Origin of the sequence: Paraburkholderia edwinii (assembly GCF_019428685.1) — a bacterium.
Classification (GTDB): domain Bacteria; phylum Pseudomonadota; class Gammaproteobacteria; order Burkholderiales; family Burkholderiaceae; genus Paraburkholderia; species Paraburkholderia edwinii.
In genome coordinates, this window is sequence record NZ_CP080096.1 from 2,905,641 (window position 1) to 2,920,873 (window position 15,233).

Annotated in this window: 13 protein-coding genes; 2 read left to right on the forward strand and 11 right to left on the reverse strand. The window is 60.4% G+C overall.

The genetic code is table 11. The features are described from left to right. Positions 1-13: 13 nt before the first annotated feature. The 11 genes from KZJ38_RS34315 to galU form a co-directional block, all read right to left on the reverse strand. Positions 14-532 carry a type 1 glutamine amidotransferase family protein gene (locus KZJ38_RS34315; protein ID WP_219801459.1) on the reverse strand — a complete coding sequence of 173 codons (519 nt, stop codon included), beginning with the start codon at positions 530-532 and terminating at the stop codon, positions 14-16. 175 nt (positions 533-707) lie between these two features. After that, on the reverse strand, positions 708-2,075 hold the full coding sequence (locus KZJ38_RS34320; protein ID WP_219801460.1) for an endo-1,3-alpha-glucanase family glycosylhydrolase: 1,368 nt from the start codon (positions 2,073-2,075) through the stop codon (positions 708-710). A gap of 26 nt (positions 2,076-2,101) precedes the next feature. Then, positions 2,102-3,358 (reverse strand): hypothetical protein, encoded by a 1,257-nt coding sequence (locus tag KZJ38_RS34325; protein ID WP_219801461.1) that lies wholly within the window; start codon positions 3,356-3,358, stop codon positions 2,102-2,104. Continuing rightward, on the reverse strand, positions 3,355-4,533 hold the full coding sequence (locus KZJ38_RS34330; protein WP_246641914.1) for a glycosyltransferase: 1,179 nt from the start codon (positions 4,531-4,533) through the stop codon (positions 3,355-3,357). The genes KZJ38_RS34325 and KZJ38_RS34330 overlap by 4 nt, the downstream gene beginning before the upstream one ends. Next, positions 4,463-5,566, reverse strand: a complete 1,104-nt coding sequence (locus KZJ38_RS34335; RefSeq protein ID WP_246641915.1) for a polysaccharide pyruvyl transferase family protein — start codon at positions 5,564-5,566, stop codon at positions 4,463-4,465. Before KZJ38_RS34335 ends, KZJ38_RS34330 begins: the two co-directional genes overlap by 71 nt. Position 5,567: 1 nt before the next feature. After that, a complete protein-coding gene (locus KZJ38_RS34340) occupies positions 5,568-6,644 on the reverse strand; it encodes a glycosyltransferase family 4 protein (protein ID WP_219801463.1) in 1,077 nt (358 codons plus the stop codon). 108 nt (positions 6,645-6,752) lie between these two features. Beyond that, positions 6,753-8,984 carry a polysaccharide biosynthesis tyrosine autokinase gene (locus KZJ38_RS34345; RefSeq protein WP_219801464.1) on the reverse strand — a complete coding sequence of 744 codons (2,232 nt, stop codon included), beginning with the start codon at positions 8,982-8,984 and terminating at the stop codon, positions 6,753-6,755. 16 nt (positions 8,985-9,000) lie between these two features. Continuing rightward, positions 9,001-9,438 (reverse strand): low molecular weight protein-tyrosine-phosphatase, encoded by a 438-nt coding sequence (locus KZJ38_RS34350; protein ID WP_219801465.1) that lies wholly within the window; start codon positions 9,436-9,438, stop codon positions 9,001-9,003. Beyond that, positions 9,435-10,514 carry a polysaccharide biosynthesis/export family protein gene (locus KZJ38_RS34355; protein WP_246641916.1) on the reverse strand — a complete coding sequence of 360 codons (1,080 nt, stop codon included), beginning with the start codon at positions 10,512-10,514 and terminating at the stop codon, positions 9,435-9,437. The genes KZJ38_RS34350 and KZJ38_RS34355 overlap by 4 nt, the downstream gene beginning before the upstream one ends. 377 nt (positions 10,515-10,891) lie before the next feature. Next, on the reverse strand, positions 10,892-11,383 hold the full coding sequence (locus tag KZJ38_RS34360; RefSeq protein WP_219801467.1) for a hypothetical protein: 492 nt from the start codon (positions 11,381-11,383) through the stop codon (positions 10,892-10,894). A 28-nt stretch (positions 11,384-11,411) separates the two neighbouring features. Beyond that, positions 11,412-12,299: a UTP--glucose-1-phosphate uridylyltransferase GalU gene (gene galU / locus KZJ38_RS34365; RefSeq protein WP_219801468.1), complete on the reverse strand. Its 888-nt coding sequence runs from the start codon at positions 12,297-12,299 to the stop codon at positions 11,412-11,414. A gap of 374 nt (positions 12,300-12,673) precedes the next feature. Here galU and KZJ38_RS34370 point away from each other — a divergent pair, with 374 nt between their 5' ends. Both KZJ38_RS34370 and KZJ38_RS34375 read left to right on the forward strand, forming a co-directional pair. Then, on the forward strand, positions 12,674-13,705 hold the full coding sequence (locus KZJ38_RS34370; protein WP_219801469.1) for an acyltransferase family protein: 1,032 nt from the start codon (positions 12,674-12,676) through the stop codon (positions 13,703-13,705). A 20-nt stretch (positions 13,706-13,725) separates the two neighbouring features. Next, positions 13,726-15,183, forward strand: coding sequence for a hypothetical protein (locus tag KZJ38_RS34375; protein ID WP_219801470.1), 1,458 nt, complete (start codon positions 13,726-13,728; stop codon positions 15,181-15,183). Positions 15,184-15,233: the final 50 nt, after the last annotated feature.

Consider the following 15,233-nt stretch of genomic DNA (forward strand, 5'->3'; position numbering starts at 1 on the left):
GGGGTATGCGAGATCAGCATCGCGGCCGACTGTGTTCCGCCGAAATCGCATCGTCGCCGACCGAATTCACATCAGCAGCATTGTTGCAATGAAGCCCGGCCTGCTCGAGGACTCGGCGACCACCACCGGCTGCCTGAACGACGACGGTCTGTCTACATGCACGACGCAGCCATGCAAGCAGCCGCTCATCCCGACCCGCGACCTCATCATTTCCGCCTAGAACAAAGACTGAATGAATGCTGCCGCCGTGGCGCGTCTCGACCGAATCCGACCAGATCAGCGCGCCTGACGAAGATCGAATCGCGCCACCGTAGGAGGAAAGAAACAGCAGTTCACAAGAATCGTCAGCGCGATCGCCAGTTCCGGGACGTCGATTAGCAACGTCAAAGGTCTCGACCAGACGACCGAGAACCATCAGCGAAAAACCACTCAGCAATACAAACGCAATTCGCTGCGGGCGCGGCACGCTTATCACGCGTGCACCAGGTGCAGGACGCATCGCCTGACCGATTGAATCGACTGCGTACTCCATGTCATGCTCCTCTGCCGCAAACGGGACCCGCTTTCGAAGTACAACATCGTAAAGTCCTGCGGCGACCGTTCAATACAGACGGCCGATCGCTCTCCACGATTGGCGGATCAAAACAAATCCCTCGTAGCTCACATTCCCTATTGCGCAGCGCCACAAGCAATCGCCCGTACGTCACTCATCCTTTCATGCTTCCGCTGAAGTAGTTGAACGCGCCGCTATAGTCGTTGCGCGTGATGGTCTCCTCCCCCACCTTCTGCATAACCGTTTGACCATTTCTGACCAGAACAAAGCGTGGCCGCCCCGGCGTCCACGGAAACGCGGCTTCGTTGACACCTGCCTGCAACGGCAACTCCCAGCGACTCGATCCGCACGTCACTTGCAGCGTGGCGTCCTGCGTGACAAACGCCGTAACGTGGATATAAGACGTCAATCGCCCGGTGCTGCGCGGCGGGAATGCGGCGCGACTGGAGATTGCATCGATCAGGTTCGTCTGTAGACCGACCGGATGCAGCCGGTAGAAATAAAATAGCTCGTCACGATGGATGGCAGGCTTAACGCCCGATTTGAACCAGTCGATGAAATAGCGGCTTGCATCGAGATAGCCGGTGTGATTCAACAGAATGCCAAACCGCTCGTTGTACACGAGCGCGCCGGACGTCGAGCCGATGGGCGCAACGTAAGTCGACTCGGCCCAGTCGTTCCACGTCACGATCTGCACCCAGTCCACGTCGGCGTCAATGGCGGCCTGCCATTCGTCCGCCATGCCGTTGAAGCCATTCGTTTCGAACGCGCGGTAGTTGGTGCCTGACGCGAGGCCCCGATAATAAGGCGTAACGGGCGCCATAAACGCCTTCCTGTCGCGCTTGAGCGCAACAGCGAGCAGCCTGATCGAACGAGCCAGCGCGTCGGGCAATGCCGCCGCGCCGAAGAAGAAGTATCCGTCGGCGAACTCCGCCCGCTTTGCAATCTCTGCGGCCTGCTCCGGCCCAATCACCGCTTCTCCCCTGCTCGGCGAAAAATGCGGCATGAACCATACGTTAAGCTGACGAGCCTGACGAATCAGCGCCTCGCATCGCGCGAGGTCCCTCCCACCGAGTGCGTACGCGGACAACACCGGCTTGCCGTCCTGCATCAGCTGCGCATCCAGACCGCGTGTCGTCGCGACGATGTCGTCGAGTTCGTTCTGCGCGTTTCCGTCGACGGAGACGAATAGCTTGAAACGGCCTGAGAAACTTTTAGCCGCCTCGTATAGAAGCAGCGCCCGCTGTTTGTACTGCGGCTCGCTCACGTGCCAGCCGCCGCAATTGAGCGCGAAGCCGTCGATCCCGCGCGCGATGGCGTCGCGTATCTCCGCCACATAGTCTGCAAGCACCGCGTGCGGGCCGCCTCTTGGCCACGCGACCATGTAATGCGCGAACACGTATTTCCTCGATACCGGCGCCGCCGGCTGCTGCCGAGCCGCCGCCGCGGCGAGCGCATGCCCACCCGGCAGCGCGGCTAACGAAGCCGCGGCCGCCGCTTCAAGCAATCTTCGCCGTTCCATCGTTCATCTCTGTATCGAATCGGGATTCAGACGGAGGCCGCAACAGGTTTGGTGCTTAGCCGGGCCGACAGGCCGAGCACAAGCGCTCCGCCTAGCACGGGCCCCAGAGTCGCACCGACCAGTCCGAGCCCGTAGGACAGCAAGGTGACGAGCATCAGCGACGCACCGGCCTCGAGCGAGGACAATCTGACAAACGACCGCTGATCGATTGAGAAAACATGCAGCGAGTAGATTCTGCAAACGAAGATCACGCCCGCGCCGAGAAACGCAGCGAACATGAAAGCGAATTGACGAACCGGCTCACCTAACGAAGCCGTGGGAAACAGATGAACCCGCAACGCGGCCCAGCTGATCGACCCGACCAGTGCAACGCCGGCAACGGCTGCCATCGCGACCGGCGCGCATCGCACCTTTTGCAACGACAACATCGCACGGCCGAGCCTGTTCGCAACGACCAGCGCGAACGCCTGGCCGCTATTGAACGCGAGATTGTGGACGCTCTTAACGCCACGGTACAGTGCCGCGGCCGACGGTCCTAACACCAGTGTGACGAGCATGATGTCCGCATGCTTGGCGCCGGAAAAGACTGCGTTCGAATACCAGCTTCCCAGTATCTCCTTGCGATGTTCCTTGAGAAAATCAAGGTAGCGGAAAGTCCATGGATTGAATTTCCCGGCGCCGGAAGTCGACACTTCGAATTCGTCCACGCGCGTATTGCCGGAACTAAGGGTAATCAGATAAATCAGCAGGAGCATCGCGCCGTATGCGGCTTCCACCATCAGCAAGAGGTCGGGAAGCATCGGCTGAAGATCGGCTCTCGCGACGACCAGCCACACCACCGCGACGCGGCTTAGCGCCGACACGGTCGACACCGCACAGACGACGCCACTACGCCCATAAAGCCGCAGCACCCCGAGCGAAAAATGCGAGAGCCCGAAGCATGCCGGCGCGATCAGCAGACTGCACGCGAAAAGCGGTTGGGCAACCAGGCCCTTTTGCGCGATGAAAGGCGTGATCGACGCAAAAACGATCGTCGAACCCACCGCGCTCGCCACATCGAGAAAGATCAGCGTCGGGACTTTTGAACGGACCCGATTGATCGTGAAAATGCGCGGGGAACCGAAATTGAAAAGATCGATGGCGATATAGAAAAACGCGAGCAACGCGTACGATCGCCCGAGCCAATCCGGGTCCAGATGACGCAATGCCAATGCAACGGCCACGAAGTTACCGAGTGCGGGCAGCGCGGAAGCCAACACCACGTAAAGGAAGTCCTTCTTCACGTGAGGCTCCTCGCTTTCAGTTCCGCGCAGTAGGTCAGATAGTGCGACTGTAGCGTCGAAAACCGGAACCTTTGTGCGATCGAACGATGCCGTTGCGCCTCGTTTCTGCGGAACGCCGGGTCCTTCACGATACGTTCGATGCGGTCGCACAGGCCCGCAACGTCGCCGGGCGCGACGAGTTCTTTAAGCTCAAGCACCTCGGCAATGCCACCGACTTTCGTCGCAATGACCGGTACGCCGAGTGCCATCGCTTCAAGCATGGCGCGTGGCATGCCCTCCTGAAAGGACGGCAACACAAACAGCGCATGCCGCGCGACCGCCGCTCGTACTTCATCGCCACCCATCGACCCCGCGAAGTGCACCGCGCCAGCAACGCCGGCCTGTTCCGCTTCCCTGACGAACTTCTCCCGCAGCAGGCCATCGCCAATCAGCGTTGCATGCACGTTCAGTCCGCGCGCACGAAGCCGGGCTATGGCGTAAATCAGTACCGTATGGCCTTTGCTTTCGTTGTGCATCATCGCCACGTTGACGATCCCGAAGCTGTCTTGCGGATCCTTTGCCCGCTCTTCCCGCTGATCGAACATCGAATCGGGCAGATAGACGTCGCTGAAGCCGAACACGGATCGCATGTGATGCGCCGGATAGGCGAGCTGCAGCGTGTAGTCGGTCACGTAGCGAACGGTCTCGGCGTGCGTTGCGGCATACCGCGTCGCCCAGCAATGCACCGCACGCGCAATCCGCCGCAGCGGATGCCGCGATGCCGCGTCACTAAAATAATCGGCGGGATCGGCCACGATTTCGGTCGAAAACCGCTTGCCGCGCCACCGGCAAATGAGCATCGCGAGCAACGCGATATTGCCCGGAAAGCGAATCAGCAGGACGTCCGCGTCCGCGACTGTCCGGCTGACGCGCGCGACAAGACGAGGGATTCCGGTCAGCAACGCGGCGACGCCCCGATTAGCGCCCAGATCGAGGAACGATGTGCGCTCGCCGGTCACACGGGTGCCGATCGCCCTGTCTACCGGAAACGACCGCGCAGCAATGCGCACTTCGTCGAAACTCTGCGTGAAACGGGCCGCAAATTTCTCGAAGCCCATATGCGGGCTATAGACCTCGGTCCCGACTCGCGAAAAATTTCCGTCCATCAGAAGCGTGATCGAAGTGTCGCGTTTCATTCTTGATGTACTCCAGCAGTTCCTTGTAGCGGTTCGCGGATGCCGCGTTCAAGCCATTCCAGAAGAGGTGCGGCACGGTTCGCAGTTGTTCGACCAGCGTCGCTATCGCAGCCGGATCGAAGTCGCTGGCATGAAAGACGTATTCGTCGAGTCCCAGATCGCGATACGCGGCGATGCCCTTTCGCTCGTATGAAAGATGGACGCTTGGCACCCCGGCAAGCACGCTTTCCAGGCTCCCGTGCAGGCGCACCGAAACGACGACGGCGTCACGGTGTTGCAGAGCTTCCCGCAATGAGGTGCGGCATTCGATACCGAAGACACGACGGTAAAACGCGTCATCGCTATTGCCTCGGCCGGAGCTCTGCAAAACAAATTCCGCGTCTGGAATCAGCTCTCGAAGGCGTTTGATATTGCGCAGATAAGCGTCCGAGTACGGCTTGCCGCTCAGGTCGCGAAACACGAAATACACCTTCTGCCGATCGATTGCAGGTTGCACGACGGTTACCTGCACCCGTCTGGCGATCTCGAGCACCACGAGATCGCCGATCCTGATGCCGCGCCAGTGCTGCAATTCCTGAATACTCTTGTCGTCGCGCAGAAATATCGTGCCGACGTGGCGTTGAACCAACCGTTTCAGAATCGACCCGGCGAGACCATTGAACGGGCCCACGCTTTGCGGCAGATAGATGGTCCTGCTTCCCGCGCATGCCGCGGCACAGAGAATCTGCGTGCCATGCGCGATCAGGGCCTTCCACCCTTCAGCAGGATGTCCGGATCGCAGGTACCCGCCGCCGACGCCGAAGAATATGGCCGGACGTCGCGACACCACGCGGGCGGCTGTCCTCACAACGAACTCCACCAGCGAGATCAGCTCGACGTCGTGATCGTCGAGATAGTTCTCGAACGCCGCCTTGTCGAGGCACACAACCGTCACGCGCTGGTGAATGCCCGAAGCCCGAATGGCCTCGAGGCTCAACTTCACGAGCAAGCCGTCGCCGCTGTTTCTCGGGCTATAGGCGTGCAGCAGAAACACGTCATGCGCTTTCATAGCAGCTCATCATCGATCTGAAAAAGCGATCCGCGTGAAACGCGTGATCGAATACATGGCGTGCATTGGCACCCATCCGACGGCATTCTTCGAGCGACAATGCGTTGAGCTGTTCAGCCAGGCATTCGCTGGTCAACTCGCGCAACATGAGGCCGTTGTAGCCATGAATGACCTGCTCCGGCAACGAGCCCTCATTGGACACAACGAGCACCTTCCCTGCCCGCATCGCCTCGATCGGTACGAGCGCCATGCCCTCCCAGCGCGAGGGCACCACGATGACGTCCATCTGCTTCATCGCTCGACTGGTCTCCTCGGGGCCTACCCAGCCGTGATACGTGACACGCGGATCATCGGCGCGTAGATTCACGCCTCCCCGGACTGCCGTGCCGAAGATATGCACGCGCAGGCCGTCCTTCAAACGCGGGATGGCGCCAAGCAGAATGTCGAATCCCTTCTGATAGTCGAGCCTGCCGAAATAGCCGACCTGAATCGACACGCCGGCATCCGGTGTCGCCGGATGCCCGGCACCGCGCTCCACCGCAATGTCGGCGGAAATACCGGTGTACACGAGATCGATTCTGTCGAGCGGGATGCGGTAGCGTCGGGCGGCGCGCACTTCGTCGAAGGACATGCACAGGATCCGCGTGCATCGTTTGGACAGGGCCCGTTCGACCCCTGCAAAGAGATGCCGCATGGCTGCCGGCGTATCGCGTTTCATGAAGGACCACGCGTGCGGCGTATAGAGCACCCGCTCCGTGTCGCGATATCGGCTCAAGCGGACGTAAACGCCCGGATAGGTACTGTGGCAATGAATCACGTCCGCGCCGATGTCATCGATCAGCGCCTTCAGCCGCCGGGCGACCACCGGAAACAGCAGCGGATTCCGGCTCGATCGATAGTGAACCACCGACACGTCCGCGATACCCACCTCCACCTGCGCGAGATTCATCGGATCGCAGAGCAGGATCACCTCGTGCCCGAGGTTTCGCTGCTCGATCATCAATGCCCGCACGTAGCTCGCGATTCCGCCAATCCAGGTCTCGACTACATGAACGATTTTCATGTCACGCCCCGCTATAGGTATTTGCGCCGTGCCAAGCGTCAGCGCCGCACGGATCCGCTTCTTTTCACGACTTGACGATGCTTCCAAAATCAGAACAACCGGCCGCGCTCACTCAGCCGTTTTTGCCCGCTCGTAGCGATAGGCGATGTATCGATAGGAGCCGTACTTCGAGCGATAGCCGAAAGCGCGCGCATCTACCGCATTGAAAATCACGCCCTTTAACAAGGCATTTGCGCGCTCAAGCTGTTTCGCGCTTTCGGTCAGCTCGCCGATCACCGTTTTCTGGAAGCGGGCGACAAGAAACGTGGTTCCCATGTTTCCCGCGAGAATGCTGGCGTCGGCCACCGCCAGCACCGGCGGCGCATCGATGACAACGAGGTCGTACATGTCGCCGATCCGATCAAGCAGTCGAACCATGCCCTTGCTCATCAGGAGTTCAGACGGATTCGGCGGAATGCTGCCCGTGGTGACAAGGTCGAGCCCCGTCGACACGTCGCGATTGATGACTTCGTCGAGCGAAGCCTGGCCGGACAGAACGTTCGACAGACCGCGACCCCGGGCGATACCGAAGTACTTGTGCAGATGGCCGCGTCGCATGTCCGCGTCCACCAGCAGCACGCGCTTGTCGGAGCCGCCGATGATCGCCGCCAGATTGGACGCGACAAACGACTTGCCGACGCCCGGACCCGGTCCGGTCAGAAGCAGACGGTTGTTCGGCGCTTCAAGCATCGCGAACGTCAAGGCAGTTCGCAGGCTGCGCAAACTCTCGATGGACGGATCCGCGCGATTTCTGCTCGCCAGCAGAGAAAGACCGCGCCGATGCGAGCGCAACTCCTCGTCGAGCGAACGCTGTTGCTGGGAGTATGGAATCGCACCGTATACGCTAAGCCGTGCGTATCGCTCGATATCCTGCGCATCGGTCACGCCGCCGTACAGGTGTTCGCGGCCGAATGCGCCACAAATACCGAGCATCAATCCGCCAATCAGCGACAACGCGATAACGAGCGGCTTTTTCGGCTGCACAGGCTCTTCCGGCACGCGCGCATGATCGACGAGCCGCACGTTTCCGACCTTGCCCGCCGAGACGAGCTTGAGTTGTTGAAGATTGCTCAGCGCCCCGAGGTAGATATCGGTATCGACCTGCACGTCTCGCAGCAAGGCAACCGTGCCCTGCTCCAGATCCGGCAGAAGCTTCATGCGGCCATCGACGCTTCTGAGCCGTTGCTGCATGTCGCCGATCTGACGGTCGAGCGCTCGCACGGCCGGGTAGTCTGGCGAGAACGTGCTGGTCAGCTCGGAGCGCTTTTGCTGAAGCGTCAGCAACGTGGTCTGCCATGCGACGGTTTCCTGCAGCAGACCCTGCGCCTCGAGTCCCAGGTCGTAGGTGCCGTGCCGGTTGCGATAGTCGTTGTAGCGCTTTTCGGCCTTTTCCAGATCGCTTTTCAGGCCCGGCAACAGGCCTTCCAGGAAGGCGGCCGACTTGTCCGCTTCGGCAGATTTCCGCTTGATGTTTTGCGCAACATACGCGGACCCGATCGAGTTGAGTATGCTCGCCGTCTTGTCCGGATTGCTGCCCCGAAGCGACGCTGTGATGATGTCGCTCTGCTTGCCTTTTTGCTCGACGGTCAACTGCTTCTGCAGATCCGCTAAAGTCTTGAGCTCCGAATTCCGGATCAGCGTGAATGCCGAACCGGGCTTGCCGCTGACCGATGACACCATCACGCGGATCTGGCCCACGCTCTGATCGGCTACCACCATGTGACCGATACGGCCTTCGATAGGCACGTCAAGGTCCGATTCGGTCAGGCGAAATCGGCCGCCATCGAGCAGCGTGAGCTTGAATCGCTCGCCCTGAAGATCGACAGGTACGTCGAATGTATCGACCTTGATCGACTCGACGCCCCAGCAGAATCCGCCGAAACCCAACAGGCCCGGCGTCGACAGACCTTTCGAGTGCTGGGCGATCAGCCAGCCGAACACCGGGAAATAACGCGGTGCCGCCTCGATATACAGCCTGAGATCCTGCACGGCCTGGTCGACGACCGCGCGCGACTGGAGAATTTCAATCTCGCCTTCCGCCTGCGTCTTCACGTCGAACAGTGACGACACATCGTTGAGCAACGATCCCGCGCTCGTCGGGTTGTCCTCTTCCACCTGGACCATGATGTTGGCCTCGTAGCGCGGCCGCGCGAGAAACGCGTAGGCCATGCCGAGAATCAACACGACGGCGAGGATCGCGGCGACGGTCCACCGTCTGGCGATCAGGATATCCATGTACCGGATGACGTCGGTATCGCCTTCGCCAAGGTCGACCGTCGTGTTGTCGATGATGTTGCTCATTGTTTTTGACATCCGTCTAAGCGAGCGCCTTGATACGCGAAGTCCATACGTCGACGCCGCGAACGATCAAACCGAACGAATCGTGAAACCGTTCAATCGGCTTCCGATAGGGATCGGGCACGTCGAAATCTTCTGCCTCGCCCAGACGAAACACTTTTCCATGAGAGGTTGGATACCGGCGCATGAGCTCGCGCATATGAGTCACTTCCATCGTCAGGATCAACTCGGCCTCGTTGACGAGCGCCTGGTTGACCCGGCGTGCACGATGCGGCGTGATATCGAGCCCGTGCTCCGCGGACACCCGGATCGCGTCGGGATCGGCCGCGTATCCCTCCAGCGCATCGAGACCGGCCGACGCAATCGCGATTCCGTCGAGCCTGCTGCGCAGTGCGTACTCGGCCATCGGGCTGCGGCAGATGTTGCCCACGCATACCACCAGAATCTTGTTCATCATTTCCCGACGATCACCCCGGTGAGTCCCGCATTGACCGCGGGCAATAGCAGGTTCAGCACGCGGCTGAAGCGGACCAGGCCGTTTCCGTCGACGTACACAATGTCGTGAGGCGCGAGCGAAAACTGATCCGCCAGCACCATCGCGACCGGCGACTTCGCATCGAGGCGATAGACCTGCGGACGTGTCGTCGTTGAATCGCGGATCACATACACCTGGGCCGGATCCGCCGATGCACTGTTGAAACTGCCGGCTTGCGATAGCGCATCGCTCAGCGTCAGCTTGCCGTCACGCATCGGCAACGCGGTGGACGGTTTCGTCACCTCGCCCATCACGTACACGCCGCTGTCGTCGCGCGCCTTCACACGCAAAAGATCGCCGTTACGCAAGACGATCTGCGCCGGGTCGAACCCGTTCTCGAACATCGAGGTCATATCGATCCGATACGACTTACCGTTCCGCACGAGCAGCAGGCGGCTCTGATCGGCGGTCGCGGCAAATCCGCCGGCCCTGCCGATCGCGTCATAGAGCGTCATCGGGACATCGTTCAACGGCTGTACGCCGGGCGTATGAACCTCGCCTTCGATAAAGACCTGCTTCGCACGAAACGACGCGATACGAACCGTGACTTGCGGCTTCTCGAACGGCTTGACGAGTGCTGCCTGAATCTTTTCCCTGATCTGTGCCGTCGTGAGTCCCGCTACGTGCAGCGTGCCAGCAAACGGAAACTGGAGATTGCCCTCCTGGTCCACGACAAAGCCAGGCACCGGGTCTGCAGCCCTCGTGGTGGTCTGGCCCGGCGCGCCTTGTGCGATCGCGAGTTCGGGATGGTCCCAAACGGTGATCTGCAACACGTCCCCAGGCCCGACCAGATAAGGCGCAGGCGCGGTAGAGAGATCGCGGGCAATCCGTTCGCCGTCCTCAACCCTGAGCGCACGCTGTTGCGCGAGCAGCGTCGTGTCGATGTTCATGACCGGCACCGGAGCGGTTTGCGCCACGCCTTGTGCGTCGTGCGCAACGTCGATCGTCGCGGGCTGGATCATCTTCTGACCGGGCGCCACCGCACACGATGCGAGCATGACGGAAACCGCCAATAGGGAAAGCGTGGACAGCGGCCCTCGCACGCCACCGCCGATAACATCCTTCGAAATCTGATCGCCCGTCTCTCGCATTGCATTCCCTTTTACATCGCGCCGTTCACGGCTACTTGCGTCCCGGCTTTCCGAGGCGAATCATATTCGCGGCAATTGCCGTCCGATTCGGTTCCGTCCGATGCGAACAAGGGGTTGGCGGAATCGGCAAAGGTGGGTCGTTTGCCGTCACGAATTGCCGCTCTCCGTACGTCGCGCTACCGGCATCGACAAAAAAAAGCCCTTCAAGGCAGAACGCCATGAAGGGCAAAACGTTTGGCCAGCCGAGGACGGGGTAAGCATGGCGGCCAAAGTCAGGAAAGCATTTATCCGCGCTTCAGCAGCTCCATCGCGTGCGGCGGTTGTGTCGCCTGTGCCGCTGCTTGTGCCGCCGCTTGTGCCGTTTTTGCCGCTTGTCCGGCGTACGAAACGACTGGAATGACGACGTTTTCCGCCACGGTATGCAGCGCAACTCTTTCGCTGCATCCGTCGAGAAGCATCCATAAACCGGATCGATGCGCCGGCAAACGACTCACGTCGCCGAAGAACAATGCGATGTGCGTTACCGGGCCGCCGATCGACCGTTGCATCGCACGATCGGCGCCGACGCAGTTCCAGCAGAAGGGTCCGCACGACGCAGAGGTCGCCCTGACGAGATGGATCACCATGTCGAGCTCCGTGCTGTCACGATGCCGTGCGATTTCCCACGAAGCCTGTCCCCCGGAACCGGGCAGATCGTGAAGCCAGCCCTCGACCTCGAAGTCGTAGAAACCCCACAGACGAAGCCCTACGCGCATGGCATTTCGGCTCGAGTTCATCGTATCTCCGCTGCCACCGGCACCCGCACTAATCGATCGTCGCGACAACGTTCTCGCGCTCGTCGAGATACGCGCGAAAGTCATTCGCGAGCTCCGGGTGACGCAGCGCGAACTCGACGGTCGCCTTCAGATAGCCGAGCTTGCTGCCGCAGTCGAAACGCGTGCCGTGATACTTGTACGCCAGCACCTGTTCGTCGTTGAGCAGCGACTGGATCGCGTCGGTCAGCTGCAGTTCGCCGCCTGCGCCCGGCTTCAGCGAACGGATATGTTCGAAGATGCGCGGCTTGAGCACATAGCGGCCGACCACACCGAGATTGGATGGCGCAACATCGGGCGCCGGCTTTTCGACGATGCCCGACATCTTGATGATCGCGTCTTCCCATTCCTTGCCGTCGACAATGCCGTACGACTTCGTTTCGTCGCGCGGAATCTCTTCGACGCCGATCACCGAGCTGTGATAGTGGTCGAACACCTCGATCATCTGCTGCATGACGGGCGGCGTGCCGTACAGCAGGTCGTCCGCGAGAATCACGGCAAACGGGTTGTCGCCGACGAGCTTCTCGGCGCACAGCACCGCGTGGCCGAGACCGAGCGCTTCCGGCTGGCGCACGTAGAAGCAGTCGACATGGCTCGGCTTGATGCTGCGCACGAGCTCGAGCAGCTTTGCCTTGCCGCGCGCTTCGAGTTCCGCCTCGATCTCGTAGGACTTGTCGAAGTGATCTTCGATCGCGCGCTTGCTGCGGCCCGTGACGAAGATCATTTCCGTGATGCCCGCTGCCATCGCTTCTTCCACTGCGTACTGGATCAGCGGCTTGTCGACGATCGGCAGCATTTCCTTCGGGCTTGCCTTGGTTGCCGGGAGAAAGCGTGTGCCGAGGCCCGCGACGGGAAAGACCGCCTTTGTAACGTTGAGCATGAGTAATCCATTGCATCCAGTGAGTTCGTCCCGTGCCGTACGCGATGGCCGGGCTTATCGTCAATTTCCACACGACTGCCGCGCAGCGTAGTTGAAGCGCGGTGATCCGACCGCGGCCTGGCCGAACCGCACCACGTTTTGGCATTTTTAGTAACGCGGCCCGAAGCAGCCGATGCGAGATAGTCAGGAAAACGATTCAACTCTTCGACCCCGCTCGTGGCAGGTGCGCTGTGCACAGTTGGTTCAGAGCCGACAACGTCTGGTCGAAAAGCGCCGCGAAGCCGTGTTTCGGCTTCGGATGCGTAATATCGCGCTGCGCCGGACCTTCAGGTCATGTCGCCAATCGCTCACCAGGAACTTCTTCGGGCTCACAGATGCTGCTTTCTGTTCAGATATTGCGGGCGATCGCGGCCGTGCTGGTTGTGGTTTGCCACGCCGTACACAAACAGGGCCAACTTTCCGGCAGTGGCAGCGTATGGGAATTGGGCGGCTCAGGCGTGGACCTGTTCTTCATCATCTCCGGGTTCATCATGTGCCACGTCACCGCGGGCAGACGAACGACGGCGGGCGAGTTCCTTTCAGCGAGAGTTCTGCGGATCGTTCCGCTTTACTGGGCTCTCACGCTTGTCGCCCTGGCGGCTTACGCCGTCAATCCGGCGCTCGTCAACAGCAGCGGCGGAGTGACCGACGTGTTCGGCTCATTCGTGCTCTTTCCAACCGGCGCCAAGTTTTTGATCCAGACCGGATGGACGCTCAGCTACGAATTCTGGTTTTACATCGTGTTCGCCGCTTCACTGCGCTTTGCGCTTCGCGGCAGGCTGATCTTTATCAGTGCCGCCATGTTTGGGCTGGTTGTGTCGGGCATGGTCGCCAACCCCACCGATTTCACGGTCCGGTTTCTTACCGATCCATTGCTGCTCGAGTTCGTCATGGGCATCGGCGCCTATTTGTATCTGCGCAGCACGGCATGCCGCCCGCTCTGCAATCTGCTTCTGCTGACGGTAGGACTCGTTGCCCTCGTCGGTCTGACCGGGTTCGGTCTACGCGTGAACCGCGTGCTGGCCTACGGCATACCGTTCATGCAGATTTTCTGCGCCGTAGCCGGTAGCGAACACGCGATCCGCACGATTTCGCGCAGCGCCATCGTGCGAGCGTCCTGCGCGCTCGGCGATGCGTCGTATTCGCTGTATCTCTCGCACCCCTTCGCGCTCGCGGCCGCGGGATTCGTAATCCGGCATTTCGGCATCCAGCGCTATACCGTCATGTCGATCGCCCTGCTTTGCCTGATTGCATTGATCGTCGGGTACGCATGCTATTCACTTGTGGAAGTCAATCTCAATCGGTACGTTAAAGCTGCGCTGCAACGTCTCCGGCGCGTCGCCCAGCCTGCCGATCAACACTTCTAGCCGCATCCCGCAGCCCGCCTATGACTCCTCTCCAACGCATCGTCGCGCGGCAGCGGCGAGCTCGCCCGCTGACAACGACGCTTGCCGGCGGCGTACTCTGTGCAATCGCGTTCTTCGTCCTCTATACGGAGCGCGCTCATGCTTTGACCATCGTGTTGAACGCCATGCTGATTGTCGCGATCCTCGCGATCAGGCCACGCAATCAAACGGTTCGATGGTTCCGGCTTTTTCTCTTTTTCTTTTTCGGCATCTTTCCGCTTTGGCAATTGCTGGCCGGCGACGAAATTTACCTGAAGCTATATCCGCAAGACAGCGCGCCGGTCGTCGTTTGGTACTTGCTGTGCATTTTCGGCATTACGCTCACTAAAGTCATGCTCGACGCAAAGAGCCACGCACTCAGTGAACGGCCGGCAAAACCCGGCCGAACCGCGCAAGCCGGTCCGCTCGCTTATCTGTTTGCGGCACTATCGCTCTGTGCTCTGGCATTTATCTATATAAAGCTCGGCGGATATTCACATATCGCCCAGTTGTACGACACCCGTCTCGAAAGCAACGGTACCGAATATGACCCGTTCCGCGGACTCGGTGTCATTCAGGCATTTGCGAATACGTCGCCGCTGTGGGTTTTCGTCTGTCTGACCGTACGCCGGCGCCGGAACCGGCTTCTCACGTTGCTCGCCTTCGCGCAGCTCGGTATTCTCGGGTGGCTTTCCGCGGGCATAGCGGGCAGCCGCCAGGGCATCGTATTCGTGCTGGTCTTCGCGCTGTTCGTTTACCACGGCTTCGTTCAGCCGATCAGCGCCGCAAAGGCTCGCCTGTTCGGATTCGGTGTCCTGCTGGCTGGCATCCTGCTCATCCCGTTGAAGCTCGGCCTCGGTTACTCCGAACTCGGGAAATTGCCCGAACGCTTCGCGGAGCAACGGGATCTGGACCTGAGCATGGGGCCTTTGAGCGCGTTTCTGTTCCGGGATCTGTCGCGCTTCGATGTGCAAACGGTCGCAATCAACGAGATCAGCAAGCCGGCCTACACGCTTGCGATGGGCCGAAGCTTCGTTGGCGCACTGGCGTCGATCATTCCCACCGCCGTGTGGCAAGACAAGCCGGACACGTTCGCCGAGGAAAAGACCGATATCGTGAAAGCGGTCGAGCGCGGCACGCTCGAAAAGACGACGCTTCTGTTTGGAATGCCCGGCGAGTTTCTGGTGAATTTCGGCCTGCCGGGCTTTGTGCTGTCGTTCCTGATTCCCGCCTGGCTTCTGGTCGTGGTCAATGCGGTCGGCAACGCGGCGCGGCGCTGGACCGCGCTTGCCGCCGTGTTATGGCCACTGCCGTTCCTGTATTTTCTGTTCGACTCGAACGTGCTCGTCTACTATATGGTTCGCTGGGTGCTGCTCTTTGGCCTGCCAATCGGCTTTGCATTGAAGTGGGCGCGCACGGAACGCGTTCACGGAAGCAAGACATTGCGCGCTGCCTCATAAACGCGTCCGCATCGCTACACATCTGGCGCGACGACTTAGTCGCACGAATG